We start from the raw sequence: 26423 nt of genomic DNA, 5'->3' as shown, positions 1-26423 counted from the left end.
GTCACTGGCCACTCGGTGAATACAAAAATTGTTGGTTAAATGCGTTTTAGGTGCACCATTAGTGCTGATTCTGGATCGAGAATCGGTAAAGTAAGGCCAATCTCTCGTAGGTTGTCGCCGCTCAAGGTGAGAGTTTTATCAAGCCAACTTGGGCGCTGCTTCATCAGTTGAAAACTGGTTTCTGGCATCTCTACTAGCTTTACTTGGTAGTGCGCATTTTCATCTACACAACTCACTCGTAAAGGAGCTGGCAAGGCGTAATCGGGCATGGCTAATTGGCAAACAGTAATCAACATTTCGTCGTCACTTTGCACCCCGTTGATATGCTGACGATGGTCTGAAGCATTTAAACGGAAACTACGGCCAGTGTGTAACAGCTGGCGATACTGCTTGTGCAAGGCAATGTAATGAGCAAATGCTTGTTTCTCTTGCGGGTCGACTTTGACAGGATCTAGCTCTACGCCCATATGGCCGCTAAGCGCGGTCATGCCACGCATATTGATATGGTGACAACGGCGAGTAGTGTGGCTTTCTCCAGGACCAATATGTGCGCCCATTACCTCTGGTGGGAAGAAATAGCTCATACCACGCTGAATAGTTTGGCGCTCTAAGGCATCGTTACAGTCAGAGGCCCAAAAACGGTGAGTACGTTTAAGAATTTCGAAATCGATTCGACCACCACCGGACGAACAAGACTCAATTTCAACTTTAGGGTGAGCAGCAAGTAGTTTGTCGAGTAAGGCATATAAGGCCTTGGTTTGGCCGTTTACTGCTGGGCGACCAATATGGCCAGGCTGCACCAATTCTCGGTTCATATCCCACTTAAGGTAGGCAATATTGTAACGCGTCAGCAATTCACTTAAACGTTCAAATAAGTACTTAAAGCAGTCTTGGTTTTGTAGATCCAATACATACTGCCAACGGCCTGAAGGCTGGTGATAACCCTTAAGCTCCAATACCCACTCTGGGTGCTCGCGGAACAAAATGGAATCTTTGCTGATCATCTCTGGCTCGACCCACAAACCAAATTCCATGCCCTGTTGGTTCACGTGTTCAATAACTGGCTCTAGGCCATTAGGATATTTTTTCTCATCTAGGTACCAATCGCCTAAAGCACTGCGCTCACCATCGCGGCCAATAAACCAGCCATCATCAATGATGAAGCGCTCTACGCCCATCTCGGCGGCTTCGCTAGCCATTTTCATAATGTATTCAGGATCATGTTCAAAGTAGATCCCTTCCCATGTATTAAGGTGCACCGGACGAGGTTTGTTCTCTGGGAAATGAATGATGTTGGCGCGAACATAACGGTGAAAGCGATCTGAAATGCCATTTAAACCGGTATTACTGCAACAAGCATATAACCACGGCGTACTGTAGCTTTGCATATAATCAAGGCGTACTTCACCAGCTAATAGCAGTTCACCGGCTTGAACAAACCGGCGGCCGTCACTTTTCACATCGGCGCGCAATTGGTGATTACCGCTCCAGCCTAGGTGGAAACCCCACACTTGGCCATTTTGTTGGTCAAAGTTATTACTGCCTGCAAATAGCCCTGGGAAGTTTTCATGCGATGTACGACCGCGACGATTCTCCTGCATAAATCCACCGTGAGAGAACGCTTGGCGGTGGGTTTGAAATTCTCGGCTCCAGCGGCCATGAAAAGTCATTAGTTCGTTAGCATGATGTGGCAACGGCAAGGTAGCAGACAACTTAGTGAGGTAGTATTTGGTATGAACCAAGTTGGTCACAGTAATACGCTTTTTCACCACATCACTGTCGTAATCTAATTCAATCTCAATACTTAGCTCTAGGTTAGCGACCTCATCGCGTAGGGTGAACACCGCGCAACCATCACTAGCGTAATGATTGGTGGTGGTAAACACCGGCGCCCAATCAAATCCATTGCGGTGTCCTTCAATACCCGGTGCATTAAAATGACCACTGCCCAGCTCAGGACATAGCGTTAAGGGTACATCTACGTCTAAACGTGCTTGTGAAATCGGCCGCTCAGTAGACAGCAGTAAATCTTCATCAATTTGTTCAATCTTGGTTCCCCAATGCAAAATTTCGGGAACACGTTCAACTTTAATAATCAGGCTGCAATTTTTGCTACTAAGGTGAATAATCTGGCTCATCGCTATATCCATGTGTTTGCGTAAACATTGGGCGCAATATGCGCTTTTATTGCTTAATAAACTAACAAACCGGTTTTAATGCGTGATGAAGATCAAAAGGGAAAACGTTTACTTGTGACAAAGATCAAGTAATGTTTACGAAAACATATGGGTGATAGGAAGCCTTATTCGCAGTTTAGGTGTATCGATAAGATTTCCTTAGATCGCAGTGTTACACTTTGCCACTATTAGCAATTAGGTCGGAAGAAGTAAGGGATTTACAGGTGAACGTGACATTCAAACAAGTGGCAGAATTAGCCGGCGTATCTACGCAAACCGTGTCACGAGTCACCAATGGCGCAAGCAATGTTGCCCAAGACACCCGCGACAAAGTGAATGCGGCCATTGAACAGCTAGGTTATGTACCCAACAAAGGGGCTCAGCTGTTAAGTGGGGCTAAATCAATGGTAATTGGACTAATTACTTTGGACGTGTCGTTACACGGTATTTCGATTATTGCCAACAACATCCGTAAACAAGCCAAATTGCGCGACTACGGTATTGCATTGTCGGTGGTAGACGAACACGCCTTTGACAAAATTGTAGAGGCCACTCGCGAACTAAAATCACAACGCATTGAGTACATTATTGTCAATCTGCCGCTTACCAAAGTGGAAGCCGAGCAACTTGTGATGTTATTTGCCGACTTACATTTTGTATTTATTGATGTGCCCTACGATAGCCAGGTAAACCTAGTTAGCGCCGCTCATCAGCAGGGGGCGGCCGATGCCGCCAGTGTAATGTTAAAACAGCAGCGCACTCGCTTATTGCTGATAACGGGTCCCAGTGACTCCAGTGCTTCACAGTTGCGTTTGCAGGGTTGGTTAGAAAAAATCCACCAGCACCAAGCTACCGTAGTAGCTCAGTTGGAAGGGAACTGGCTAGCCAGTAGTGGTTACCAACTAACCCGAGAGGCTTTAGCTAATGGCGCAAACATAAACGGAGTACTGGTAGCCAGTGACCAGATGGCGTTAGGAGTGTTGCGCGCCTTACACGAACAAGGCTTAAACGTGCCTCAACAAGTGGCGGTAATAGGCTTTGATGACAGTGCCGACAGCGCCTATTTTTACCCTCCGCTAAGCACCATTAAGCAAGATTTTGCTCAAATATCGGAGCAGGCCGTTGCGATGTTATTTAGTGATGAAAGCAGCCCTCGCCCTATAAAGGCATCCATTGCAACTCAAGTTGTTGAACGGCAAAGCACTCAAGTGTTCACAGAAAGCAGCTACCAAAAATCAAATATTGAGCAATTACTTCAGCAAATTAAAAATGCCCTACCCGACTAGCTAAAAGCGGGTACTAACAGCCTTACTTTTACGCTTTGCTCTTCGATAAGACTAAACACAGTGGGCCGAATATTGTCTATCCACCACTGATCATAAAGATTTTCATAAATCTCTTGACGGCTCACTTCATCGTCAAATTCACGCAGCCAAACAAACCACTCTCGGTTTTCCTCATCTCGATATAGGTAGCTGTTAAGTAACTTAACCCCCTTGCTGATCTGGTAAGGCAGAATCTCTTGATTCATCAACGCCAACCATTGCTCAGTTTTACCCGCTTGTATTCGATACTCGCGTAACTCTATTACCGCCATATTCATTGTCTCTATTTAACTAAGCTATTGATATTAAAAGCATGTCAGCTTCTTTTACAAAGATAAATATTTGATGTGTAAAATAAAAGTTAATTCCCTTAATAATTATAAGGTTATAAACATCGGACCAGTTATTGCTTATAGACAATTGAATCAATATATTTGCTGATTTAGCAAAAATCAATTAATACCAATAACTTACCAATGGAATGTATAAAAATGAAATATTTCCCCTCTCTTTGTTCCGCATTACTATTAGCTGCTTCGAGTGGAGCAAGTGCGGTACCGTTTTACTTAGATTTGGGCGGTAATACCACGGCCACAGCAGACTACCTTACAACCAATGTTCAGGCTCAATCTACCTTACAAAATGGCAGTTGTTCAGCGGGTGTATGTGGGCCAAACGCTAACTCTACCTTTTCCGAAGAAGGTCATGGCAGCGCGACAGGCATATTCAGAAACCCAAATACGCCTTTGTATTCAGCTGGGCTAGGTAACAACTGGGCGATGTCATTTGACTACAACGATTTGGGTGGCAACTTCAATAACGATGGTAAAGTATTTTTTGATGCTGGCGGCCACATCAATGTTAGCTACAGCGAAATTTTAGGTTTTGACCAAGTCAGTGGCGAAGTAGTCTACGGCGACAGCATTAAAGTCGCTCAGCTAGTGGTTGATTCTGGTACCGCGGTAATGGGTGATGTTGCACTTAAAGGATCGTTAGATTACAGCTGGTACGACCAAGCCGTTGATGATGCCTTGGCTGAAGGGTTCTTTGGCACCGATTACGGCTCGTTATACGAGCTTTGGTTGAATGACGACAATCTAGTATGGCAGCTTAACTTTAACATTACCGATAATATGTCTAATCCTTACCTAGGTGACGAAAACAGTGCTGTTAGAAGCAGCTCACTAAACGGTAAGTTCGCCATTGTATCAGTAACAGAACCAGGCACTATCGCGCTATTTGGTTTTGGCTTAATCGCTTTAGGTTTACGACGTCAACACAGCAAATCCTAATCCTTTAGGCATTGTTTACTTGCAGGTGCCACTATTTGTCCCTTTGGCATCTGCATTTTTTACTAAAATACACACTACCCCACACTTCCCCCACGTTTTAAGCCAACCGCAATCTTCAAGAATCTTTACCTTTCCAGCTAGTTACCCCTAATCCTATAAACTGAATGACAATACGCTGAACAGGTACTTTGTTTAATTTTCAGCCCTTCTTGGTTTGTTTTGCAAGCAGCATCACAAATTGTAATACAATATTAATATAAAGTGTTGCTCATTAAGCTACTGCAATGCAGCTAACACTTAAACGTTCAACATTGCACAAGGCAAAAAGTTTGTAAGGGCGGTGCCCGCCCGACTCTCCTCATTAGGGCACCGCTTTTACACCTTCATTACTCAACGGGCAAGTGGCCAGTTTTCACCAAAATAATGGTGTCTTGTTCAACAAAAGGGTGGTGCTTGCTCATGTGCGGGCTACGCAGCCAAGTATGTTTAGGGTAGTCACCATGCTCGTCTTTAAATTCACCTGACAACACCATTATTTCTTCACCACCAAAATGACTATGGGGTTGAAAAACTTCACCGGCAGGCCATTTCACTAAGGCAACATGTTCATGTTCAAAGGCATGCAAGGGCATTACCTGTAAGCCTTCTATCCCCGGTAACCAAGCAGTACTTCTGGTATTTACCCTCACCTCTTCAAGGTCGTTGGTATTGAACTGATTGAGCTTTACAAAAATCACACAGCCCTGCTGACTAAACGGGCTATGTTTACTGCCTGGTGGATTACGGATATAAGTACCCGCAGGGTAGTCACCCTGTTCATCAGAAAACACCCCCTCTAGCACAAATATTTCTTCGCCCATTGGGTGCGAATGTTCCGGAAAATACGAATCAGCGTGATACTGCACAACACTAGTCACGTGGCCTGATTCTTTCGCTTCACGCTCAAGCGGTTTACGTAGTACGCCTGCCGATGGGCTGGTTAGCCAATCCATTTGCTCGGTATCAATTGCCAAGGCTTGGCTAAAATCCATATTCAACATTACCGTTCCTCTTTTACAGCTGTATCTAATAGAGTCGACTTGTTAGCAACAAATTTCAAGCTCAGCCAATATGACATTGCTCACCGCAATGCATTGACACGGTATTCACCGAGCAGCATGCTAGCGCTTAACTAGCTGATGTGAATGAATACAAGGAAGTGAGATGTCTAAGTATTGCGCCACCATTGAATGGCAACGCCAAGAGCATGAGAACTACACCGATAACCAATACAGTCGCGGTCATATATGGCATTTTGATGGCGGCCAAAGTGTGCCAGCATCTTCTTCGCCGCATGTGGTTCCGCTCCCTCATTCAGTAGAGGCGAACGTAGATCCTGAAGAAGCCTTTGTCGCGTCTTTATCTAGCTGCCACATGCTTTTTTTCTTGTCGATTGCCGCTAAAAACCGCTTAGTGGTAAATAGCTATGTAGACCAAGCGGTAGGCATAATGGCAATGAATGAACACGGAAAAATGGCTATGACTGAGGTAATACTTAACCCTAAGGTAAGCTTTGCAGATAAAGAGCTTAGCCTTACAAAGCTGGAAAAGATGCACCATCAAGCTCATCAGCAATGTTTTATTGCTAATTCCGTTACCACCAAAATAACCACTCATATCGTGGCGTAATGCTAAAGCACTGATGGCTAAAGTAGATCGAAAAAGGGTTGGCCTATAGCCAACCCTTTCTTTTGCTCTCTATTATTCGTACTCAGAAGAATAGGTTTCTTCGTAGCTATGAGAGTAAAGCTCAAACAAGGTGCCAAACGGGTCTTCTAGGTACACCATTTTAGCTTGCTTGCTGTCATCTTCTGGGTGATAACGCATGATGTCCATTCTCACTTTACCGCCATACTGCTCGGTCTTTTTAATCACGCCTTCAAAGTCATCGGTTTCAAGGCTAAAGTGAAATAGTCCGATGCGAGAAAAATCTACCTCGTGGCGCTGTTCACGATCTTTCATTTCAAACAGTTCAAAACCAACACCGTCGCTGGTAACTAGGTGTGCAATATTAAAACCTTTAAACCCTTCACCAAATACTGCAATACACATACGGCCAATCGCCGTTTCATGCTCTTCCACGACTTCGCTTTTACCCATTACTACCTTTAGGCCTAGTACTTTGGTGTAAAATTCAACGGCTTTATCCATATCGGCAACCATGATACCTACATGACTCATTTTCATAATTTACTCCACAATCTGTTGTTAATTCGTGACTTGTTTTGATGGGATGAGTATATGGAACAACGCCAATCACAGGAAATTATAAAAATTTATAAAAATGATAACGATTTGTTATTAATTGGTGGTGCGAATAATCATGAGGCTCGCAGCCGCTAAGCGCGACACCAAAACCTAGCGAGTAATTAAAGCCTGATGGTAGTGTTTATTGAAGCAGGCAAAGTTTGATTTCACTTATCAGCAAACCAATCCCTTGGTCAGGTTATGTCACCATTCATCGCATCGAGATGTTTAAACAAGGCGCTAATCGTAACCTTAGTCAGCAACCTCACACTGACAAGGAATGATCATGAAGACGCTAACTCTCGCCAGCCTATTACTCGTTTGCAGTTACTCAGCCACCGCCAGTATTAACGACCAGCAACTCGCCTCGTACTACCAGGCAGCGCAAGGTGACTATTCACAACTTGACCAACTGTATAAAGAGTTGCAGCAAGCTCACCAGCAGCAACCCACAGACCCTTGGACATTATTTTACCTAGGCGGCACCGAAACTTTTAAGGGAGATGATGCCTGGCTACCGTGGACAAAAATGAGTTACACCGAAGATGGCTTGGCTCGAATAGACAAAGCCTTAAACATGATTACCGAGCAGCAATGGCAACAACAATATCGCTACTTGCCTCAGGCCATTTATATGCAAGCAACTGCTGCGGTCACATTCACCAAAGTACCCGACTTTTTTAACTACCAACAACAAGGCATGAGTTTGTTTAAACAAGTGCTAAACGATAGCCGTTTTTTGCAATCTCCGGCGCAAGCCACCAGCTGGGTATTTAGCTACGCCATTGAAGCAGCATTAGATGCCGAGCAGCCAGAGCTCGCCGAACAATGGTTTAGCCAGCTAAAACAACGTGGCTTAAACGACAAGTTTGGCAAAAATGCTGAACAGTTAATGGCGCAACACGCCAAGGGTTAGGGATCAGTTATGTTGCAATTTAAGCAGGTATCTAAGTACTACCAAACTGGGCAAATACAACAGCAAGCACTGAAGCACATCAGCGAGCAAATTCAAACTGGCGAGATGATTGGTTTGTGTGGGCCTTCTGGCTCCGGTAAAAGCACGCTGCTAAATATTTGTGGCTTGCTCGACCTAAGCTATCAAGGAGAACTGTATTTTGATGGTCACAAGTTAGATAACGACCCACAACACTGCATGATACTGCGCAGGCAACAGTTGGGATTTGTCTTTCAGCGTTTCAATTTGGTACCGGTTATGAGTGCCTTCGAGAACGTTGAATACCCACTCATGCTAAACCAGGTAGCCATCCGCGAACGCAAACAGCGAGTGATGCAAATATTGGATGCAGTGGGTATGGCCGAGTTTGCACACTCAAAACCTGATCGCCTGTCTGGTGGCCAGCAACAACGTATTGCAGTGGCTCGCGCTTTGGTACACAAGCCTCGCTTGGTCATCGCCGACGAACCCACCGCCAGCCTAGATAGCCATACCGCGCATCAGGTAGTAGAGCTAATGAAAGACATTGGTAAAAGCCACCAAACCACCTTTGTGATTGCTACTCACGATAGCCGTATGAGCGAACATTGCAGCCGGCTGATTCAACTACAAGACGGACAAATACTGGCTAAGGAGACTGCCACATGCGTCGCTTAAAACATGCTTTACTCAACGTGCAACGTAATCGCCGCCGCAGCGTGATGTCGGTGTTAATTATCGCCATTGCGGTACTCGCTTTAGTCAGTGCTGGAGGCTTTGGATTATTCACCTATCAATCGCTAGCTGAGGCCGCCGCCAGAGATACCGGCCACTTAACCCTATCCAGCCAGCAATACTTTACAGAGCAAGAAGACTTCCCGCTGCAATACGGCTTAGCTGACTGGCAACAGCAACGCCAAGCGTTAATGGCGATTAATGGCATAAAAGCGGTTCAGCCGCGAATAGAATTTAGCGGACTAATTAGCAATGGCGATAAATCAGCAATTTTCATTGGCCAAGGTGTGTTGGCCAGCGAGTTCACTCAAAAGGGGCCATTTTTAGATGTAAAAGCAGGCCAACTGCTAAGCCCAGAAGAACGCCAAGAACAACCACAAGTTTTATTAGGCGAGGAGCTCGCTCGTAACATGAAAGCCAAACCGGGCGATTGGATTACATTGTTAAGCACCACCACCGAGGGCGCGCTCAATGCTTACGACTTTATGGTGCAAGGTATTGTTTCTACTGGTGTACCAGAAATGGACAAACGCTTGGTATATGTATCATTAGATTTTAGCCAAGCCTTATTGGCCACCGATAAAGTGAGTTTGATGTCGGTATTTACCTTCGCCAATCAAGACATAGAACAACTAAAACAACAGGTTGAGCAGCAACAAGCTAGCTTATTAGTCACCCCTTGGTGGAAACAAGCTTTCTTCTACGAAGCCGTGAAAGGTTTGTATAACCGCATTTTTGGTGTAATGGGCATCATCATGGCTTTAGTGGTATTTGTATCGCTGTTCAATACCTTAAGCATGTCGGTGACCGAACGCACTCGAGAAATTGGCACTTTGTCGGCACTAGGCACAGCTAACTCGGAACAACTAATAGGTTTTGTGTTAGAAGCGGTTGTACTGGCGGTTATCGGCAGCTTAATAGGTCTGCTTTTAAGTGGGTCGGTATCGCTGTTTTTATTGTTCGCCGATATTCAAATGCCACCGCCACCCGGGCGCAGCGTAGGTTACCCCTTGCATATTACTTTCTCTTTGTTTCTTGCTGCTATCGTCTCTTTCGGCGTGGTGTGTATTTGTGCGCTAGCCTCGGCTATTGCCGCGAACAAAGGTCTAAAGAAACCCATCACCGAGGCACTTATTTATGTTTAGTCTCTTTAAGTTGTGGCTGCTCGGCAGCTTATTTTCAATCGGCTTTGCTCAGGCCAATGATGAGGTCACGCTGCGCTTACTGGAAGCCGATAGTTATCGGCTGCAAAGCAGCTCGGCAAAAATAGTCACTCAAGTCAGTCAGTTTGAAAAGCAAACCCTAAAAAAGAAACACTATTACAACGTGTACATTCGACCAGAACGGGAGTCTTTAGTGGTGTTTAAAGCCCAGTCGGAACTGGGACAAAAAATGTTGATGTTAGGTGATAACTATTGGTTATTGATGCCAAACAGCCGCCGACCTATTCGCATTACGCCAATGCAAAAGCTGCTTGGCGAAGCCTCGGTAGGTGATGTGTCTACCTTAACTTGGAGTGAGGATTACCAAGGTGAACTGGGTGAAACCAAACAAATAGAGGGTGTGAAGGCGATTCACTTAAAACTGGAGGCGAAAACCAGTGGCGCGAGTTATCAAAAAATTGATTTATGGCTCGCCCAAGAAAGCAATTTTCCACTGCAAGCCGATTTATATTTAAAGTCAGGAAAGCTCGCCAAGCAAGCCTACTTTGAGCAAGGCCAACGGCAGGGCCGCGCCGTAGTAAAAACCATGACCTTGGTGGATAGTATTCAAACCAATAAAAGCACGGTGATTAACTATCAGTCGGTGGAACCCCACAGCTTAGCCGACAAATATTATAACCCGGCTTATTTGAGTAAACAGTCACTAGAGCAGCTCTAAACATCAATAAATCGTGAGGTGGTAACAGTTAAATGCCTCACGATTTAGCAACTTTAGCCTTATTCTTTGCTCTGAAACCGCGCCAGCCCTTGTTCCTTGCGTTTCAGCTGGTAAAATCCTCCTCAGAATTTTTAAGCATCGATAAAAAAGAGCATCCCAATGGGCAGAAGTTTTGAAGTACGTAAGGCCTCTATGGCCAAAACCGCTGGTGCAAAAACCAAGGTTTATTCTAAATACAGTAAAGAAATCTATGTTATCGCCAAAAACGGCGGTGCCGACATTGAAGCCAATCTACAGCTACGCAGCGTAGTAGACCGCGCCAAAAAAGATCAGGTGCCTAGCCACGTGATCGACAAAGCCATTGATAAAGCCAAAGGCGGCGCAGGCGAAGACTATGTGCCAGCCGTTTACGAAGGTTATGGCCCAGGTGGCTGTATGGTGATTGTAGAGTGTTTAACCGACAACAACAGCCGTACCTTTACCGACGTTCGCCAAGCCTTTGTAAAAACCAAATCTAAAATTGGTAACCAAGGCAGTGTGGCTCATATGTTTGACCACCAATCAATTTTTGCATTTAAAGGTGACGACGAAGACGCCATTCTAGAAATCCTATTAATGGACGACGTAGAAGTGACTGACGTTGAGAGTGAAGACGGCATGATTACCGTATTTGCCCCACACACTGAATACTTCAAGGTGAAAACCTCACTGACTCAGGCTATGCCAGAGCTAGAATTTGAGATGGAAGAAATTAGCTTTATTCCGCAAAACTACACCACAGTAAGCGGCGACGACGTAGCCATGTTTGAAAAATTTCAAGCCATGTTAGATGACTGCGACGACGTTCAAAATGTTTACCATAACGTAGAGTTAGCGGACTAGTTAGTTTACCTCTAGTGACTTCAACCAAGCCTGTACCTCAGGCTTGGTGGCCATTCGGCCTTGCTTGATTAACCATCTCCATGCACACTGATTGTTCTACTTAATCATCTCGTTATGTTTATGACCCAGCCAGATACTCGCCAGCAATTACGCCAACAGGTTCGCCAACAACGCAGCGCGTTAAGTCACACTCAACAGCAAGAAGCCAGCCAAGCGATTCTCGACTTACTGCAACACGATCCTAACATCGCCAATATGCAACACATTGCCTTGTATTTAGCCTTTGATGGCGAAGTGAATCTCACTGGATTAATAGAATGGTTGTGGCAACAAAACAAACACGTTTATGTGCCACTTATCGACCCACATCAAGATGGCCAAATGTGCTTTCATCGCTATCAAGCCACCAGCCCAATGCAAACCAATCGCTTTGGCATTAGTGAGCCCGTGTTTGATAAAAGCCAAGTAACAACCAGCCAACAGCTCGACGTAGTGCTAGCGCCATTGGTCGCCTTTGATTCTCAAGGTAATCGCCTAGGCATGGGTGGCGGTTATTACGATCGTTTATTGGCCACAATAAACGGCGAGCAACCTTTGGTAATTGGCATGGCACATGATTGCCAGCAAATTAACCAAGTGCCCGTTCAAGCCTGGGATCAACCTTTAAAACAAATTATTACCCCTAGCAAGCACTGGCGTTGGTAAGCGAATAATTTGTCACATTGCTTTACTAAAAAACCAGCAATCTCAATTGGCGTTAATTGCAACGCTTGGTTATAATCCGCGCCAAATTAGCCAGCTTAATTGGCACCCCACTCTTCACTTTGCTCGGAGCACTGTAATGACACAAGATGAAATGAAAAAAGCCGCTGGCTGGGCAGCATTGGAATATGTTCAAGAAGACACCATTGTTGGCGTAGGCACGGGCTCTACCGTAAACCATTTCATTGACGCCTTAGCGACCATGAAAGACAGTATCCAAGGCGCTGTATCTAGCTCTGAAGCATCAACCGAAAAGCTACTAGGCTACGGCATTGAAGTGTTTGATTTAAATAGCGTTAGCGAACTATCAGTATATGTAGACGGCGCAGATGAAATTAACGAACATAACCACATGATTAAAGGCGGTGGCGCAGCGCTAACTCGCGAGAAAATCATTGCAGCGGTTGCCGACCAATTCATTTGTATCGTAGACAATACAAAAGAAGTGCCGATTTTAGGTGAGTTTCCCTTACCCGTAGAAGTGATTCCAATGGCTCGTAGCTATGTTGCTCGCCAATTAGTGAAATTAGGCGGTGACCCGGTTTACCGTGAAGGTGTAACCACCGACAATGGCAACGTGATTTTAGATGTGTACAACATGAAAATCATCGACCCAGTGAAAATGGAAAAAGATATTAATGCCATAGTGGGCGTAGTCACTAATGGCTTGTTTGCAGATCGCGGTGCAAACCAAGTGATAATAGGCACCCCAGAAGGGGCCAAAAAACGCTAAACCAGCAAGCCATTGAGAAAAAAGAGCGCAGCAAGCGCTCTTTTTTTTGTGAAATATTCCAACACACCAAAGAATACTTTGGTAAAACTTCAATAAAGCACAGTATTCAAGCGATAAAATTCACCATCAATGAGATTAACAGTGAATTATTCACAATATGAATATATTTTGATGTAATAAAATTACATTCCCTAAGTGCTGCTTTTTTGCTAAATTTAGCCGCTCAGCGGTAACATGGGTATTAGGAAGCAAACATGGCAAAGTATTCGTTAGGCAAGGAAAAAATCAAAGTATTGTTGTTAGAGGGTTTACACCCTAGCTCACTGCAATCTTTCCAATCTGCGGGTTATGAAAATGTAGAAATGATCAAAACCTCGCTAGCAGAAGAAGAACTAATTGAGAAAATCAAAGATGTTCACTTCATTGGTATTCGCTCCCGTACAGACCTAAACGAACGTGTGTTAGCTGCCGCTAACAAACTGGTAGCTATTGGTTGCTTCTGTATTGGTACCAACCAAGTTGATCTTAAAGCAGCTCAACAAAAAGGTGTGCCAGTATTTAACGCCCCTTTCTCTAATACTCGAAGCGTAGCTGAACTCGTATTAGGTGAAATTATATTACTACTGCGCGGCATTCCAGAGAAAAACGCCAAAGCTCACCGCGGTGAGTGGATAAAATCTGCCGACAGCTCATATGAAGCGCGCGGTAAAAAGCTAGGTATTATTGGTTACGGCCACATTGGTACTCAGCTAGGTATTCTAGCTGAAACCTTAGGTATGCAAGTTTACTACTACGACATTGAAAACAAACTGTCGCTAGGTAACGCTACTCAAGTTGCAGACTTAGATCAGTTACTCGCCATGAGCGACGTAGTGAGCCTACACGTACCAGAAACAGCACAAACCAAATACATGTTTGGCGAAGCGCAACTGGCAGCAATGAAGCAAGGGTCTATTCTTATTAATGCCTCTCGCGGCACAGTGGTAGAGATTGACTCATTGGTGTCGGTACTCGAAAGCAAAAAGCTTGCGGGTGCTGCTATTGATGTGTTCCCAACAGAGCCTAAATCAAACAAAGAAGAGTTTGTGTCTGCATTACGCGGCTTTGACAACGTAATTCTTAGCCCACACGTAGGTGGCTCAACTCAAGAAGCACAAGAAAACATTGGTATAGAAGTAGCCTCTAAACTGGCTAAATACTCTGATAACGGTTCAACCCTATCAGCCGTAAACTTCCCAGAAGTAGCGCTACCAGAGCACACCGGCACCAGCCGTTTGTTACACATCCACCATAACCAACCGGGTGTGCTAACCAAAATCAACTTGGCCTTTGCGGAAGACTCAATCAACATTGCAGCTCAGTACCTACAAACCAACGACAGTATTGGTTACGTAGTGATTGACGTAGAAACAGCTCAAGCCGAGCAAGCAATTAACAAACTGAAAGAGATTGAAGGCACAATTCGCGCCCGCATTCTTCACTAAAAGCTAATCGCTAGAATGTAAAAAAGCCAGTCTCTAGACTGGCTTTTTTGTAGGCATAAAATTGTATTCTTAGCCTTGTTCAAACAATAGTTTCGAACCCTTTCTACTTTAATAGAGCCCCCAAACCCTCCTTTTATATTTCTACAATGCTCTTGCTTAATAGATAAAAAAAGCGTAAAAAATGATAAACGGTAAGTAATACAAATGTGAAGTGAACATTTATTCAACAATATGCAATTAACAAATATATTAATCACATCTTGTTAGCAATAAATAAGTAAAAAAATAAATAGAGGGAACTAAGTGAAAATATTCATTGGAAAATGGAGGCTATTAATAGCTTCAGTTGTGATACTAAGTGGTTGCGCATCAAACCAATCTCAAAAATTACCAAAAGCCCAACTTTCGCCTGATGTAAAATATCAAATCCAAGATTTCGATATTGACTTGTCATACAGCCTTAATGTTCCTAACTTCTTAGACGAAGAACACACAGAAACAATCATGGCTGCCATTTTTCAAGACAAACTAAATAAAGCAGGCTTATTGGCGAGCGCGTCTGACCAAAATGTAGCTCCAGTATCAATATACATTGACTACAAAAGAGTTTTCGCGGGTGAAGCGACTCCCTTCCCGATGGATACCGTTACACCACCAAAATTCATATACTCTATAACTTCAGAAATAGATGGAGAGAAAGTATCTATATTTCAATCCAAAGAACTCATGGTGACTTCATATTCCGGCTTGAGAGACATGCTAAAAGCCGAAAAAAATGTTTCGAGTGATGTAGATTATTCCATTTTCGTTGCCTCCAATGTCGCAAAAAAGTTAATCGACTTAACGCTCGGTGATGATAACTCTGCTTATAACGAAGATATTGAACTTGAATTGACCGCTTACGCTAACTCAGTAATACGAGACTTCAGTAATAAAACCGTTGAACTGAGTGATCACAACTATATTCCTGCCGTTATAACTGATGATTTCGTAGACAGATTAAATAGCAACGATGTAAAGGTTCGTAAAGGCGCATATAAAGACATTCAAAAGCACTGGCTAAACCAACCTGAAATCTTTGATTTAATAGAAAGCAAGTTATTATCTACGTACCAGTCAGATCTATCAGAAAAAGAGTTATCAGAAGCAAAATACCAAATGGAGACCTTAGCGCGTTCAGGTTTAATCCGTTACCAAGACACGCTAATAAAGATCACGAAAGAAGCAAAGCAGGCAAGCTTAAAGAATGCAGCTACAGGAGAGTTAGATACCTTAACATCCAGACATATTCGCGCCAGCGCGATACATCGCCCCCTTCCTGACGGTGTCGAATTAGACTGGAATCAACATCAAATATTTAACATGATTCGCTCAAATGATGCTTACTTGCAAAAGCGTGGGGTTAAAACCGTGTATAAAAAGTACCCTAAAAACCCTATTTTTCTAGATGAACTCAGCTTATCTCTAGACAACTCGGTAAGTAGAAGCAAGTATAAATCAAGCTCAAATGCCGATTACCACGCATGGATTTGTCGAGTTCTCGGCCTCTCAGAGAATAAAAAGTATAAAGAAAAACTCGACTACGTAGCCCTGAATGCTAGAGAGAAAAAAGTTAGAAACTTTGCTGAAGAGTACGCTGAAGAGCTAGAGTAAATAAGTTCTACTATTGTATTAGAAACTTAGTGTTCAACGTTAAAACGGCTCTAGTCGGTTAAGCAATTAACAAACTTAAAGAGATTGAAGGCACAATTCGCGCCCGCATTCTTCACTAAAAGCTAATCGCTAGAATGTAAAAAGCCAGTCTCTAGACTGGCTTTTTTGTAGACATATGTCCCGTCCGGAAATAGGTTGACATAAAGAGGACTTCTTTATGACAACACCCATTAACTGCATACTAAGTCCTCTACAATCACCGTTACGCAGTAAAGTGCTCAACCTTAGAATCTATGTTTTGCGAGGTACTTCGTGTAGCAAGTGCAATATCGTTTAGTTGATTAGCGATATTGGATAAATCACTAGTCATCTCAGATAGCCCTACCAAATTCTGATTGATGTCTTCGGCCACGATACTTTGCTGCTCGGTTGCCGCCGCCGTTTGAATAGACATATCTTGAACCTTCTCTGTAACACCTAATATTTCAACCAAGGCCTTACTCGCTCGTCCAGACAACTTAACTACTGCTTGCGCTCCCACAACGCTGTCTTCCACTGTGTCTACCGCTTGTTTTACCCCGTCTTGTAAATTAGTAATCATCTCTTGAATATTCTCTGTAGAATGACGGGTTTTACTGGCTAAGTTTCGAACTTCGTCGGCCACAACAGCAAATCCCCTGCCTTGCTCTCCAGCACGGGCTGCTTCGATCGCGGCATTTAAAGCAAGTAAATTAGTTTGCTCAGAAATACCTCGAATCACATCTAATACCGTTACAATTTGCTCTGAGTTATTAGATAACTCTTGGATAACTACTGAAGCCGAGCTAATTTTATCCGATAAACTCTCTATTTTTTGCACCGACTGCTCTAAGGTTTCCTGGCCATTTATTGTCACTTTATTCACGGTTTCCATTTCATCGGCCGTATTACTGGCACTAAGTGCCACCTCTTTTATTGCCACACTCATTTGGTTAACAGCGGTAACAATAGCCTCCATGGCTTGATATTGTGATTGGCTTAATTGTGAAGATTTTTCTGCTTCACTTTTTAGTAAAACGGTTTGCTTATCTAAAGAATTAGATTCATTTTTAATCCCTTTTACCAATTGAGCCAAAGAGCCTACAAAGTCGTTAAACCCGGCTACTAGCTGGCCAATTTCGTCTCTACGTGTAGATTCTATTCTTCGTTGTAGATTACCGTCTCCAGAGTTAACAGAGTTGATTCCCTCTGTTACTTGCTTGATCGACTGAGAGATATATTTAGGAACTAACCAAGAACACAAAGCGCTGATAATAATCACCATTGCAACCATAGCGATAATGACCTTTTTAAACTGGCTAACTTTGTTGGCTACCAACAATTGCTGCTCGGTCATTAAGGCTTCAACAATATCCCCTGCTACTTTAAATTGTTCCCGTAGTTGCTCAAATGCGCTTTCATTAGCAGGTATTTGTTGCGCATTTCCCGTTTTAAGTTGCTGCTCTACCAAAGAAAAGACGTTTTCATGCTGTGTTTGCCAACCACTATGCACTTGCCTAAAAGATGCTAAGTGGCTTAAGTCGCTGTTTTGTTCACTCATCAAGGTTACAAAGGTTTGCATTCCATCAAAAGCTTGCTGAGCATTTTTGATGGAGTCTTTATTTAAAGATTCAAATTTGGAGGGGCTTAACTCACCTTGAAATAATAACGCTTCTGCTAAACGAGCTTGATATAGATCTCTGTCTGCAGCTGTAACAGCCGCAATGCTAGGACTGTATACCCTAGAAAAATCCCGCAGCTTTTGATCTAAAAAAAGCGTTGCATAATAAAAGTAACCAGCCACAAACACGAAAAACAAAGCCTGAAAAACAAACACTAAAGTGTACTTTCTTCTTAAACTGCTATTAATATTCATCGGTTTTCCTTGATCAAAAAACCGTGGTAGCTTGAATTAGCGATAGGAAGCGCATTGTGCAAGTACCACGTCCAAAAGGCGCTGCAAGCACTACTTGGCGCTTACAGCCTTTGTTGGCTAAGCTTTGCTAGCTCTTATTGTTGTTTGGTTTAAATTCCTTTATTGGCCAGTATTTTAAGATTGTCATCAGAAATATAAGCCACGTCGTTATCTTTTAATAACAAGGTTAGTTTTGCTGTTTCCTCTAACTCTTCTGCATTATCAACCGCATCCAGTAAATCAATACCAGTGACTACCGGCCCGTGATTCGCTAATAGGTAGGCGCGATGTTTGGGTGCTAACGCAGCTAACTCAGTAGCAATCATCGGATCACCAGGGTTGTAATAAGGCACTACAGGAAGCTGGCCAACTCGCATAACGTAATAGGGTGTAAAGGCCCTAATAGCGTTATCAGTATTCAAGTTCTTTAAGCTCGATAAGGCGGTCAAATAAGTTGAATGTAAATGCACAATCGCCTTACAACTTGGTCGATTTTTATATATAGCCAAGTGAAAACTTACTTCTTTAGAGGGCTTATCTCCGCTAATGTGCTCACCTGATTGACTAATTAAGGAAAGGGTATCGGGCTCCAACCTTCCAAAGCTAGAACCCGTAGGGGTAGCCAGAAACATTCCTTTATCTAGCTGAACAGAAATATTACCGGCACCTCCGGTGGCGTAGCCCCTATCAAACATAGATTTTGCGAGTTCACAAAGTTGTTTACGCTGTTGATGTTCATTCATGGATCAGCTCCTGTGCTTTAGCAAAAAAATGCGGTTCACCAAAGTTGCCAGACTTTAGCGCCAAATATAGGGTTTTATCTAAAGCTCTAACCCAAGGTACGCCAGGCGCTATTTGAGGACCAATACGCAAACCATTCACCTTTAGAGCTTGGGTAACCGCACCAGAGGTTTCTCCCCCAGCCACAATAAAGTTTTGCACTCCTTTGTCTGCCAATAACACTGACACCTGTGCAAAAAAACGCTCGATAGCTTGGCTAGCTTGCTGTTCACCAAACTGCTGCTGTACCTTTGAAAGAGCTTGGCGATCAGCCGTGGCGTAAATCATTGGGGCATAGGTACGCTGGTTATCCAACACCCATTGCGCTAACTCTTCTGGATAGTCTGGCTGATTAAAACAACGTTCAATATCTAGGGCATGAGAGGCTGCTTTAGCTTGGTATAACGCCACTTGTTGATTAGTCATGTCTGAACAAGAGCCCGATAACACCACCGCTGAAGAAGGCCGCGGACAAGCCTCAACACTTCGTCCGATGTGAGAGGCTTTAGGCCAACAGTGAGCAATTCCGGCAGCTAATCCAGATCCTCCTGTGACAAGAGGCAAGTTGGCGCTGGCGCTAGCAATAACGTTCAAGTGCTGCTCATCCAGAGTATCTAACACTAGATATTTTGCGCCTGCATCGGCAAGTTCGGCCATTTTTGCAGCTAAATATTCATTACCTTTAGCTAACTCGGGGTAAAAAATATTCGCAGCTTTGCCTTGGCTTTGCTGCTCCATCATTCTGGCAACATCAGAATCAACCATAGGTGTCACTGGGTGATGACGCATGCCCGACGCGTTAAGCAACTGATGATGAACAAATAGCTGGCCATTAATCACTGTTCGACCATTAACAGGCAAGGCCGGACAAACAATTGTATAGGGAAAATCTAAGGCCGCTAATAGAGCATCGGTAACCGGCCCTATATTTCCTGCGGCAGTGCTATCAAAAGTAGAACAGTACTTAAAATAGAAACGTTCACACCCTTGATTTTTTAGCCATTCCAGTGCGGCTAAGGAATTCCCAACAGCCAGCTCTACAGGACAAGAGCGAGACTTTAAGCTCACCACAATTGCATCGGGTTCTTCTGTTATATTTTGTTTAGGTATGCCGCTAAATTGTATCGCGCTCAAACCATTCTCAACCAAAAAGCTGGCGATGTCGGTTGCTCCGGTAAAATCATCAGCAATGATTCCTAATCGCATTACAAGGCTCCTTCACTGCCTCTTGAGCAGCTAAGTTAGAATTAAAGAAAAGCTGCATTACAGATAGGTAACACAGCTAAAGTTAGTGAGTTAAGCGCTACGCTTTGCTTTTAAGCATTGACGAAGCTTAAAGAACCCAGAGATACCAATAGCGGCAAACATAACCGAACTCAGCACTAACGAGATTGGTCGTTGGACAAAGATATCTAAGTTACCTTGGCTAATAATTAGCGATTGTAAGAAGGTGCTTTCGGCCATGCCCCCTAACACCAAGGCTAAAACAGTTGCAGCTGGAGAGTAGCCGTATACCTTCATACCAAAACCAACTATGCCCATAACAATTAGCATTGAGGTCTCAATAATGCTGTTGTTAAGCGCATAAGCACCGACCACACAAAGAATGACAATCACTGGCACAACTAAGCGATAAGGGATGTCAAGGAACTTAACAAACAGTGGTATAGCAACAATACTAAGAATGACTAACACCATATTGCCCATATACATGCTGGCAATTAGGCCCCACACTAAATCTGGATTACTATCAATTAACATTGGACCTGGCTGTAAACCCCACATCATTAAGGCCCCTAGCAATACTGCGGTTGCCCCCGAACCAGGAATCCCCAATGCAATGAGCGGCACCATAGCACCTGCCGATGCAGCGTTATTGGCGGTTTCTGGCGCAACCAAGCCTTTCATTTCGCCTTTACCAAACTTCTCTGGCTCTTTAGCGACTTTTTTCTCTACCGAGTAAGCCAAAATAGAACCAATTGTGGCCCCTGAGCCTGGTAATACACCGGCAATAAAACCAATTATGGAGCCTCTAAAGAAAGTAAAACGAGACTCGAAGTAATCTTTGGTATTTGGCCAAAAGTCTTTAGAGAATAACGAAAAGCTCACTCGCGATACTTCTTGTTTATGTTGGCCGGTATAAATGCAATACAACAACTCACCTATACCAAACAAACCAATAGCAACCGGAACAAAATAAATGCCACCAATCAGCTCTGGCGAGCCAAATGTATAACGCTGAGCGCCACTTACTGAGTCAACCCCAACCATTGCAATAGCAAAACCAAATAGCGCTGACACCATGCCATTAAGTCGGTTATCTCCCATCATAGTTGTGAGCAATAACAAACCTAACATGATGATTAAAAAGTACTCCGACGGCCCAAATGAAGACGCAAATTGAGCTAATAAGGGCGCGAAACCGCAAATTAAAACTACGCCGATAGTACCGCCAACAAAAGATGCAATGGCTTGCATTACCAATGCTGGACCAGCTCGACCTTGCTTAGCCAACGGGTAACCATCCAAAGTTGATGCAACCGTGGCCGATTCCCCCGGAGTGTTAATTAAAATAGAGGTAATGGTGCCACCGTACATCGAGCCATAGTAAATCCCCGACAACAAAATAATTGCTGTGGTTGGATCTAAGCCAAAGGTCATCGGTATCAGTATCGCAATACCTGCTGCCGGACCAAAACCAGGGAACAGTCCCACAACCATTCCTACAAATGCGCCTACCAACAAGAAAAACAAATTGGTGGTGGTAAAAGCAACCGATAAGCCAAATGATAAATTGGCAAACATTTCACTTAAAAACATCTTACTAACCTCTTCCTACGCTAGTAGAAGTAACTTAACAAACCGTCGGGTAAACCCGCTTGTAGCCAAACATCAAACAGCAAATACACAGCCCCAGGAAACAGCACCGCATAGCTAATATTTTGTTTAGTTTTCCCAGGATTGAAGTACCACAAAAACAACAACATAAAGACAATCATGGCAATAATGGCTCCAGCACTATTTAGCACCGCAATCAGCAAGCCAACCAAACTGGCTATGACTAAGGTGTCTTTGGCATAGGTCGGCTGCTGAGCCATTTCCTGTTGGCCTTCAGCTCCAGCTTGTTGCTGTTTAGCCTTTACAGCTGCTAGGTCTTTAACCGTGTTTATTCCAGTACAAATAATGAGGCCAATACCGATAATCAACGGAAAGTAGCCCGGACCTGGTCTTCCATTTACATCATAAAGATCCAAAGTGCTGAACCCATAGATGGTAAAGGCCAAGGAAAACACTAATGATCCGATTGAAAACCAATGTCGCATTGTTACATCCTTAACTCGTTATAGCGGCGGCAAGCCGCCGCTGACTGCTCTTTAATACGCTTACTTCTTAATGGCGCCAATCTGCGTCAACACTCTTTCAAAATCGGCACTGGTGGCTGCTAAATTTGCAGCAAAGTCTTCACCCCAAACCGTATTTCCAGACAGACTGTTTGTTTCTAGGTATTCTTTCCACTCTGGAGTTGCCACTACTTTTTGTAATGTTGCCACCCACCAGTCACGCACTTCGCTATCGATACCAGCAGGCATTACAACCCCTCTTGGTAAGGAAAATGCGAAGTCATATCCCTCCTCCATAAACGTGGGTACTTCAGCGTAAACGGTACTGCGTTGGGCTTCTGAATAAGCCAATGGACGGAAATTGCCAGCCGTTATTTGGCCAGACACTTCTGAAGGGTTAGCTACAATGGCATCAACACTATTCGATGTAAGCGAAGTCACCATACCGCCGCCATCTTGCGATGGAACATAGTCGTAATTAAAGCCCGCGGCTTCGGCAAACAAGCTGGCTACTACACGCTCAGGACCTGCAGCTCCGGTGCCACCTATAGTGACGCGGTTTGTTTTGGCATACTCAACAAAATCTTTCGCCGTTTTGAAGTCAGAATCTGCTCTTACAACAATAAACATCGCATCTTGTGCCAACAAACCAATTGGAGTGAAATCGCGATAAGTCCAGCCCGTATTAGACACTAACGGTGTACCTAAGAAGTTACCGCTGGTAGAGCTCATGTTGTATGGGCTACCTTTCTTTTGGGCTACGTAGTTAAAACCAACCGCGCCACTGCCACCAGCAAGGTTATCTACTCGAATGTTCTTAGAGTAAAATTGGTACTTTTTAAGAATATCGACCACAGTGCGAGACATCAGGTCGTTACCACCACCCGGCCCGAAGGCAATGGTGTAATTTAAACGCTTTGTAGGGTAATCAATATCGCTCGCTAAGCTAAGTGGCGAAGCGATTAATGCAGCCATCATCGGCAGCGCAACAAATTTTTTCAGTAATGACATCTTATCTTCCTTAATTATATTTCTAGGTTGCCGAAAGCTAAGCGCTTTAACTAAGCACTAACTCACAGTTTCCACTCTTGGAGATGCTGTACATCATTCTCAACATCATTTGATTTAGCTCGCAGCTAAAGTGTCAGCAACAGCCTGGCTAAAGGCTTTACAGCCCAACTGTCCGCCTAAATCGGCTGTTCTGTTAATTGGGTTTTCTAAGGTTGCATCTACCGCCGTAACCATCGCTTTGGCAGCAGTAATCAAGTCTTGTTTGTTATGGCGCTCGCCCATCCACTCAATCAACATGGCAACAGACAAAATCATCGACACCGGATTGGCTTTATCTTGGCCTTCAATATCCGGGGCAGAACCATGCTGAGCTTGGGCGCAGCAATAGTGGTCACTAGCCATCATCGATCCGGCCAAACCTAAGCTGCCAGACAGCTCACTAGCTAAATCACTTATAATGTCGCCATAGAAATTGGTCGCGACTAACACATCAAATCGCTCTGGGTTGCGCACTAAATGCGCGGTAGAGGCGTCGACAAGCAAATCATCCAGCTCTACTTCTGGAAATTCCTTAGCAACATCTCGCACTACATCTAGGAACAAACCATCTGTCATATGAAAGCTATTCGCTTTATGAATTGCGGTAACTTTTTTGCGACGGGTCATCGCCAGCTCAAAGGCTCGACGAGCAATGCGCTCAGAACAATGACGGGTAATTTTCCGTATAGACAAAGCCATATCAGGTGATGGCATCACTTCGCCCCAGCCTTCAGTCATATTGCGGTCTGGGTAAAAACCTTCAGTGGCTTCACGCATAATGACTAAGTCGATACTTTTGCCAGCGCTCATGTTGGTATCGATAAATGAGCGTGAACGCGCTGGACGAACATTGGCATAAAGATCTAAACCAATCCTGAATCCAGCAGAGACATTACGCCCCCCCTGCTCGGGCTTGGGGTAATCAGCATGAGACTGCGTACCCAAAATAATACCGTCGTAAGTTTTTGCCTTCTCTAGCGTTTCTTCACGTAAAGTGGTGCCATATTTTTCTAAACTGCTAAACCCTACATCGTCAAAGTCATAACGCAAGTTAAGTGCAAACTTTTGATTTGCGGCTTCTAGTACTTTCAACGCACCGTTGGTGATCTCAGGACCAATGCCATCTCCAGGCAATACAATAATCTTCATCTTTACCTCTTTTCTTACTGGTTGTTCTTAATGGCCTAAGCCGTTTTCGTTAAAACTGTTCGTAACATTTCTACTGCGCTCACTGGGCTGCTAAGCACTTGTTTTCCTGTTGCCTTTTTCACCGCATCTAAAGCGCGAGATGAGGAAAAGTGCGCCAACATTAATACTGGCTGCTCACTCAACTGCTTAGCGGCATTGGCAGTTAATTGGTTATGTTTATCCACATCACCTTGCTTTAGCGCCTCTTTCGCTTCGGCTACACACACCGTGGTAATTTGAGCGTCTTTACCCTGCGCCTTAGCTAACTGATTAAACTCTTGTTCCATGCCGGCAACAGCTGGCTCAAATGAAGCAATCATGCCGACATTAGGGCTAATGTTTATGGCTTGTAAAAACATGGCTTGGTTTGGTTTTAGGACAGGAATCGCACTTTGCTCTGCCGCCATTTCAATGGCCTCTCCAAAAGCAGAACAAGTAAACAACACAGCGTCGGCGCCTAATGAGGTGGCATATTCACTTAAGTCAATAATGCGCGAAATAAGCGCCTGGCTAAGCTGCTCTTGTTTAGCGCGTTCAATACTTAGTGACTCATCGAGAATATTGATTAACTCAGCTTCAGGCCAATACTGTTGAAATGCAGATTGAATAGGCTGCATGGCAATTTGAACCGCATGAATAAGTACTACTCTTGGCATTTCCTTACCTTTATTTTTTGTATTTTGTAAAAACTAAATACAATTTAAGAGTTGGATAAAACCTTGTCAACAAAATGTTAACTGCATGTTTCAATCACAATCAAAGGAAACAAAAGCACTACAAACATTCAATAATTAAACGTAAGCCATTGTTTTAAAAAGAACACAAAGGAAATAGAGTGTATTTAGAATTGCTAAAATACAATTAATAAGATTGAAAAATAGAAGTTCAGATTGTTGAAGTCGCTCACAAATACTTGTATACATCTTTGTAGAAAGTACAATTTGGTATAAAAATGCAATTTAACAATTTTGTTATCACTTACTTACAAATTGTTAGGCAGGTTGTTTCTGCGCGGTATACATCATGGAAGACTTAAAATGACAACTAGTAGCAAAAAAAGCAGCTCTACCGAACTACTCGCCGCCCGCATCTATGAAATTATTTGCCAACGACAGCTTGCCGCCAATACTCACCTTAAAGAGATGCAGTTTGCTAATGAGTTAAAGGTATCTAGAACTCCTATTCGCGCGGCATTCTCCCAGCTACAAGAACAAGGTTTACTTATTCGAAAACCCAATCAGGGCTTTTTCTTAGCCGCTGATGTGCCTAGTGATCCTGGAGCTCTAAAGCTAAGCCCAGCAACCAGTGACTCCTTAAGCCCACTTTGCTACCAAATTGGCCAAGATTACCTAAACGGCCACATAAGCAAGGCAATGGTAGAGAATGACTTAATTAACAAATATCAGGTTAATCGTAAAAGCCTGCAAGAAGCACTTATAGCGATGGAGAAAGAAGGTTGGTTAACCAGAAGTTTAGGCTACGGTTGGGAGTTTAAAGAATTCATTTCATCACCAAAAGCTTATGCACAAAGCTATCGGTTTAGACAACTCATTGAGTCTGAAGCCTTAAGAGAACCCGGCTATTTTGTTGACCACGCTAAATTACATATGCTCAAGCTGGCACAACATGACATTCTCAACCATACCGATAAACTTGTTTCCGCTGCGCAAATGTTCAACGCAGGCGTACTTTTTCATGAAACGATTGTAGGTTTATCTGGCAATGTATTTTTACTGGACGCCTTGCAACGCGTAAATCGCCTTAGAAGACTCATAGAATACAATGTTCACAGTAAGCGCAGCATTCCTAAAACTGAATGTGAAGAGCACCTACAACTGATAGAATTGATTGACAGCAACAAGCTGGAGCAAGCAGCCGCATTTCTTCATAAACACTTAGAGCGTGCAGCCAAAGAAAAAGAACAAATAGCCAGTGAACTGTTTAGCTATAGTGTTTCTTCGTCCTCAATAGGCTAGGACTCACTACT

The 26423-nt window shown here is 43.7% G+C and carries 25 protein-coding genes; 13 read left to right on the top strand and 12 right to left on the bottom strand.

Annotated elements, in window-relative coordinates; all coding sequences use genetic code 11:
- Positions 1-35 precede the first annotated feature (35 nt).
- Positions 36-2138, bottom strand: coding sequence for an alpha-galactosidase (locus ACLD71_RS09870; RefSeq protein WP_411994476.1), 2103 nt, complete (start codon positions 2136-2138; stop codon positions 36-38).
- A gap of 263 nt (positions 2139-2401) precedes the next feature.
- Between ACLD71_RS09870 and ACLD71_RS09865 the strand changes: the two genes are divergently transcribed.
- Positions 2402-3463: a LacI family DNA-binding transcriptional regulator gene (locus ACLD71_RS09865; RefSeq protein ID WP_411994474.1), complete on the top strand. Its 1062-nt coding sequence runs from the start codon at positions 2402-2404 to the stop codon at positions 3461-3463.
- On the opposite strand, the gene ACLD71_RS09860 is transcribed toward ACLD71_RS09865, so the two are convergent.
- Complete coding sequence (locus ACLD71_RS09860) at positions 3460-3774, bottom strand: hypothetical protein (RefSeq protein WP_411994472.1); 315 nt, start codon at positions 3772-3774, stop codon at positions 3460-3462. The two genes, ACLD71_RS09865 and ACLD71_RS09860, sit on opposite strands and share 4 nt — an antisense overlap.
- A gap of 219 nt (positions 3775-3993) precedes the next feature.
- On the opposite strand from ACLD71_RS09860, the gene ACLD71_RS09855 reads away from it, so the two are divergent.
- Positions 3994-4794 (top strand): PEP-CTERM sorting domain-containing protein, encoded by an 801-nt coding sequence (locus tag ACLD71_RS09855; RefSeq protein ID WP_161985094.1) that lies wholly within the window; start codon positions 3994-3996, stop codon positions 4792-4794.
- Between the two features lie 386 nt (positions 4795-5180).
- On the opposite strand, the gene ACLD71_RS09850 is transcribed toward ACLD71_RS09855, so the two are convergent.
- Positions 5181-5834 carry a cupin domain-containing protein gene (locus tag ACLD71_RS09850; protein ID WP_411994470.1) on the bottom strand — a complete coding sequence of 218 codons (654 nt, stop codon included), beginning with the start codon at positions 5832-5834 and terminating at the stop codon, positions 5181-5183.
- A gap of 163 nt (positions 5835-5997) precedes the next feature.
- Here ACLD71_RS09850 and ACLD71_RS09845 point away from each other — a divergent pair, with 163 nt between their 5' ends.
- A complete protein-coding gene (locus tag ACLD71_RS09845) occupies positions 5998-6462 on the top strand; it encodes an OsmC family protein (protein ID WP_137672314.1) in 465 nt (154 codons plus the stop codon).
- A gap of 72 nt (positions 6463-6534) precedes the next feature.
- On the opposite strand, the gene ACLD71_RS09840 is transcribed toward ACLD71_RS09845, so the two are convergent.
- Positions 6535-7020, bottom strand: a complete 486-nt coding sequence (locus tag ACLD71_RS09840; RefSeq protein WP_137672315.1) for a VOC family protein — start codon at positions 7018-7020, stop codon at positions 6535-6537.
- A gap of 346 nt (positions 7021-7366) precedes the next feature.
- Here ACLD71_RS09840 and ACLD71_RS09835 point away from each other — a divergent pair, with 346 nt between their 5' ends.
- From ACLD71_RS09835 to ACLD71_RS09795, 9 genes are all read left to right on the top strand, one after another.
- Entirely contained in the window at positions 7367-7996 is a 630-nt protein-coding gene (locus ACLD71_RS09835) for a hypothetical protein (protein ID WP_137672316.1), read from the top strand.
- A 9-nt stretch (positions 7997-8005) separates the two neighbouring features.
- Positions 8006-8692: an ABC transporter ATP-binding protein gene (locus ACLD71_RS09830; RefSeq protein ID WP_137672317.1), complete on the top strand. Its 687-nt coding sequence runs from the start codon at positions 8006-8008 to the stop codon at positions 8690-8692.
- Complete coding sequence (locus tag ACLD71_RS09825; RefSeq protein WP_411994467.1) at positions 8680-9894, top strand: ABC transporter permease; 1215 nt, start codon at positions 8680-8682, stop codon at positions 9892-9894. Before ACLD71_RS09830 ends, ACLD71_RS09825 begins: the two co-directional genes overlap by 13 nt.
- Positions 9887-10630, top strand: coding sequence for an outer membrane lipoprotein-sorting protein (locus ACLD71_RS09820; RefSeq protein WP_411994465.1), 744 nt, complete (start codon positions 9887-9889; stop codon positions 10628-10630). Before ACLD71_RS09825 ends, ACLD71_RS09820 begins: the two co-directional genes overlap by 8 nt.
- Before the next feature lie 159 nt (positions 10631-10789).
- Positions 10790-11512: a YebC/PmpR family DNA-binding transcriptional regulator gene (locus ACLD71_RS09815; RefSeq protein WP_137672320.1), complete on the top strand. Its 723-nt coding sequence runs from the start codon at positions 10790-10792 to the stop codon at positions 11510-11512.
- A 114-nt stretch (positions 11513-11626) separates the two neighbouring features.
- Complete coding sequence (locus ACLD71_RS09810; RefSeq protein ID WP_411994463.1) at positions 11627-12217, top strand: 5-formyltetrahydrofolate cyclo-ligase; 591 nt, start codon at positions 11627-11629, stop codon at positions 12215-12217.
- 136 nt (positions 12218-12353) lie between these two features.
- Positions 12354-13007 carry a ribose-5-phosphate isomerase RpiA gene (gene rpiA / locus ACLD71_RS09805; RefSeq protein WP_411994461.1) on the top strand — a complete coding sequence of 218 codons (654 nt, stop codon included), beginning with the start codon at positions 12354-12356 and terminating at the stop codon, positions 13005-13007.
- Between the two features lie 254 nt (positions 13008-13261).
- Positions 13262-14491 (top strand): phosphoglycerate dehydrogenase, encoded by a 1230-nt coding sequence (serA, locus tag ACLD71_RS09800; RefSeq protein WP_137672322.1) that lies wholly within the window; start codon positions 13262-13264, stop codon positions 14489-14491.
- Positions 14492-14794: 303 nt separating this feature from the next.
- On the top strand, positions 14795-16144 hold the full coding sequence (locus tag ACLD71_RS09795) for a hypothetical protein (protein WP_411994460.1): 1350 nt from the start codon (positions 14795-14797) through the stop codon (positions 16142-16144).
- Positions 16145-16406: 262 nt separating this feature from the next.
- Here ACLD71_RS09795 and ACLD71_RS09790 read toward each other — a convergent pair whose 3' ends face one another.
- The 8 genes from ACLD71_RS09790 to ACLD71_RS09755 all read right to left on the bottom strand — a co-directional run bounded on the left by ACLD71_RS09790 (position 16407) and on the right by ACLD71_RS09755 (position 25092).
- On the bottom strand, positions 16407-18038 hold the full coding sequence (locus tag ACLD71_RS09790) for a methyl-accepting chemotaxis protein (protein WP_411994458.1): 1632 nt from the start codon (positions 18036-18038) through the stop codon (positions 16407-16409).
- A gap of 149 nt (positions 18039-18187) precedes the next feature.
- Positions 18188-18820 carry an aldolase gene (locus tag ACLD71_RS09785; protein WP_411994456.1) on the bottom strand — a complete coding sequence of 211 codons (633 nt, stop codon included), beginning with the start codon at positions 18818-18820 and terminating at the stop codon, positions 18188-18190.
- Complete coding sequence (gene otnK, locus ACLD71_RS09780) at positions 18813-20063, bottom strand: 3-oxo-tetronate kinase (RefSeq protein WP_411994454.1); 1251 nt, start codon at positions 20061-20063, stop codon at positions 18813-18815. Before otnK ends, ACLD71_RS09785 begins: the two co-directional genes overlap by 8 nt.
- A gap of 90 nt (positions 20064-20153) precedes the next feature.
- Positions 20154-21677, bottom strand: coding sequence for a tripartite tricarboxylate transporter permease (locus ACLD71_RS09775; protein ID WP_152780408.1), 1524 nt, complete (start codon positions 21675-21677; stop codon positions 20154-20156).
- Between the two features lie 20 nt (positions 21678-21697).
- Positions 21698-22180, bottom strand: a complete 483-nt coding sequence (locus ACLD71_RS09770; RefSeq protein WP_411994452.1) for a tripartite tricarboxylate transporter TctB family protein — start codon at positions 22178-22180, stop codon at positions 21698-21700.
- Positions 22181-22240: 60 nt separating this feature from the next.
- Entirely contained in the window at positions 22241-23209 is a 969-nt protein-coding gene (locus tag ACLD71_RS09765) for a Bug family tripartite tricarboxylate transporter substrate binding protein (protein WP_411994450.1), read from the bottom strand.
- A gap of 114 nt (positions 23210-23323) precedes the next feature.
- Positions 23324-24397: an isocitrate/isopropylmalate dehydrogenase family protein gene (locus tag ACLD71_RS09760; RefSeq protein WP_411994449.1), complete on the bottom strand. Its 1074-nt coding sequence runs from the start codon at positions 24395-24397 to the stop codon at positions 23324-23326.
- A 35-nt stretch (positions 24398-24432) separates the two neighbouring features.
- Complete coding sequence (locus ACLD71_RS09755) at positions 24433-25092, bottom strand: aspartate/glutamate racemase family protein (RefSeq protein ID WP_411994447.1); 660 nt, start codon at positions 25090-25092, stop codon at positions 24433-24435.
- A gap of 381 nt (positions 25093-25473) precedes the next feature.
- Between ACLD71_RS09755 and ACLD71_RS09750 the strand changes: the two genes are divergently transcribed.
- Complete coding sequence (locus ACLD71_RS09750) at positions 25474-26412, top strand: GntR family transcriptional regulator (RefSeq protein WP_152780418.1); 939 nt, start codon at positions 25474-25476, stop codon at positions 26410-26412.
- The last annotated feature ends 11 nt before the right edge of the window (positions 26413-26423 follow it).

Source organism: Agarivorans sp. DSG3-1, assembly GCF_046774965.1.
Lineage (GTDB): Bacteria > Pseudomonadota > Gammaproteobacteria > Enterobacterales > Celerinatantimonadaceae > Agarivorans.
The sequence above is the reverse complement of the archived record's forward strand: the minus strand, read 5'-3'. Positions and strand labels throughout refer to the sequence as shown.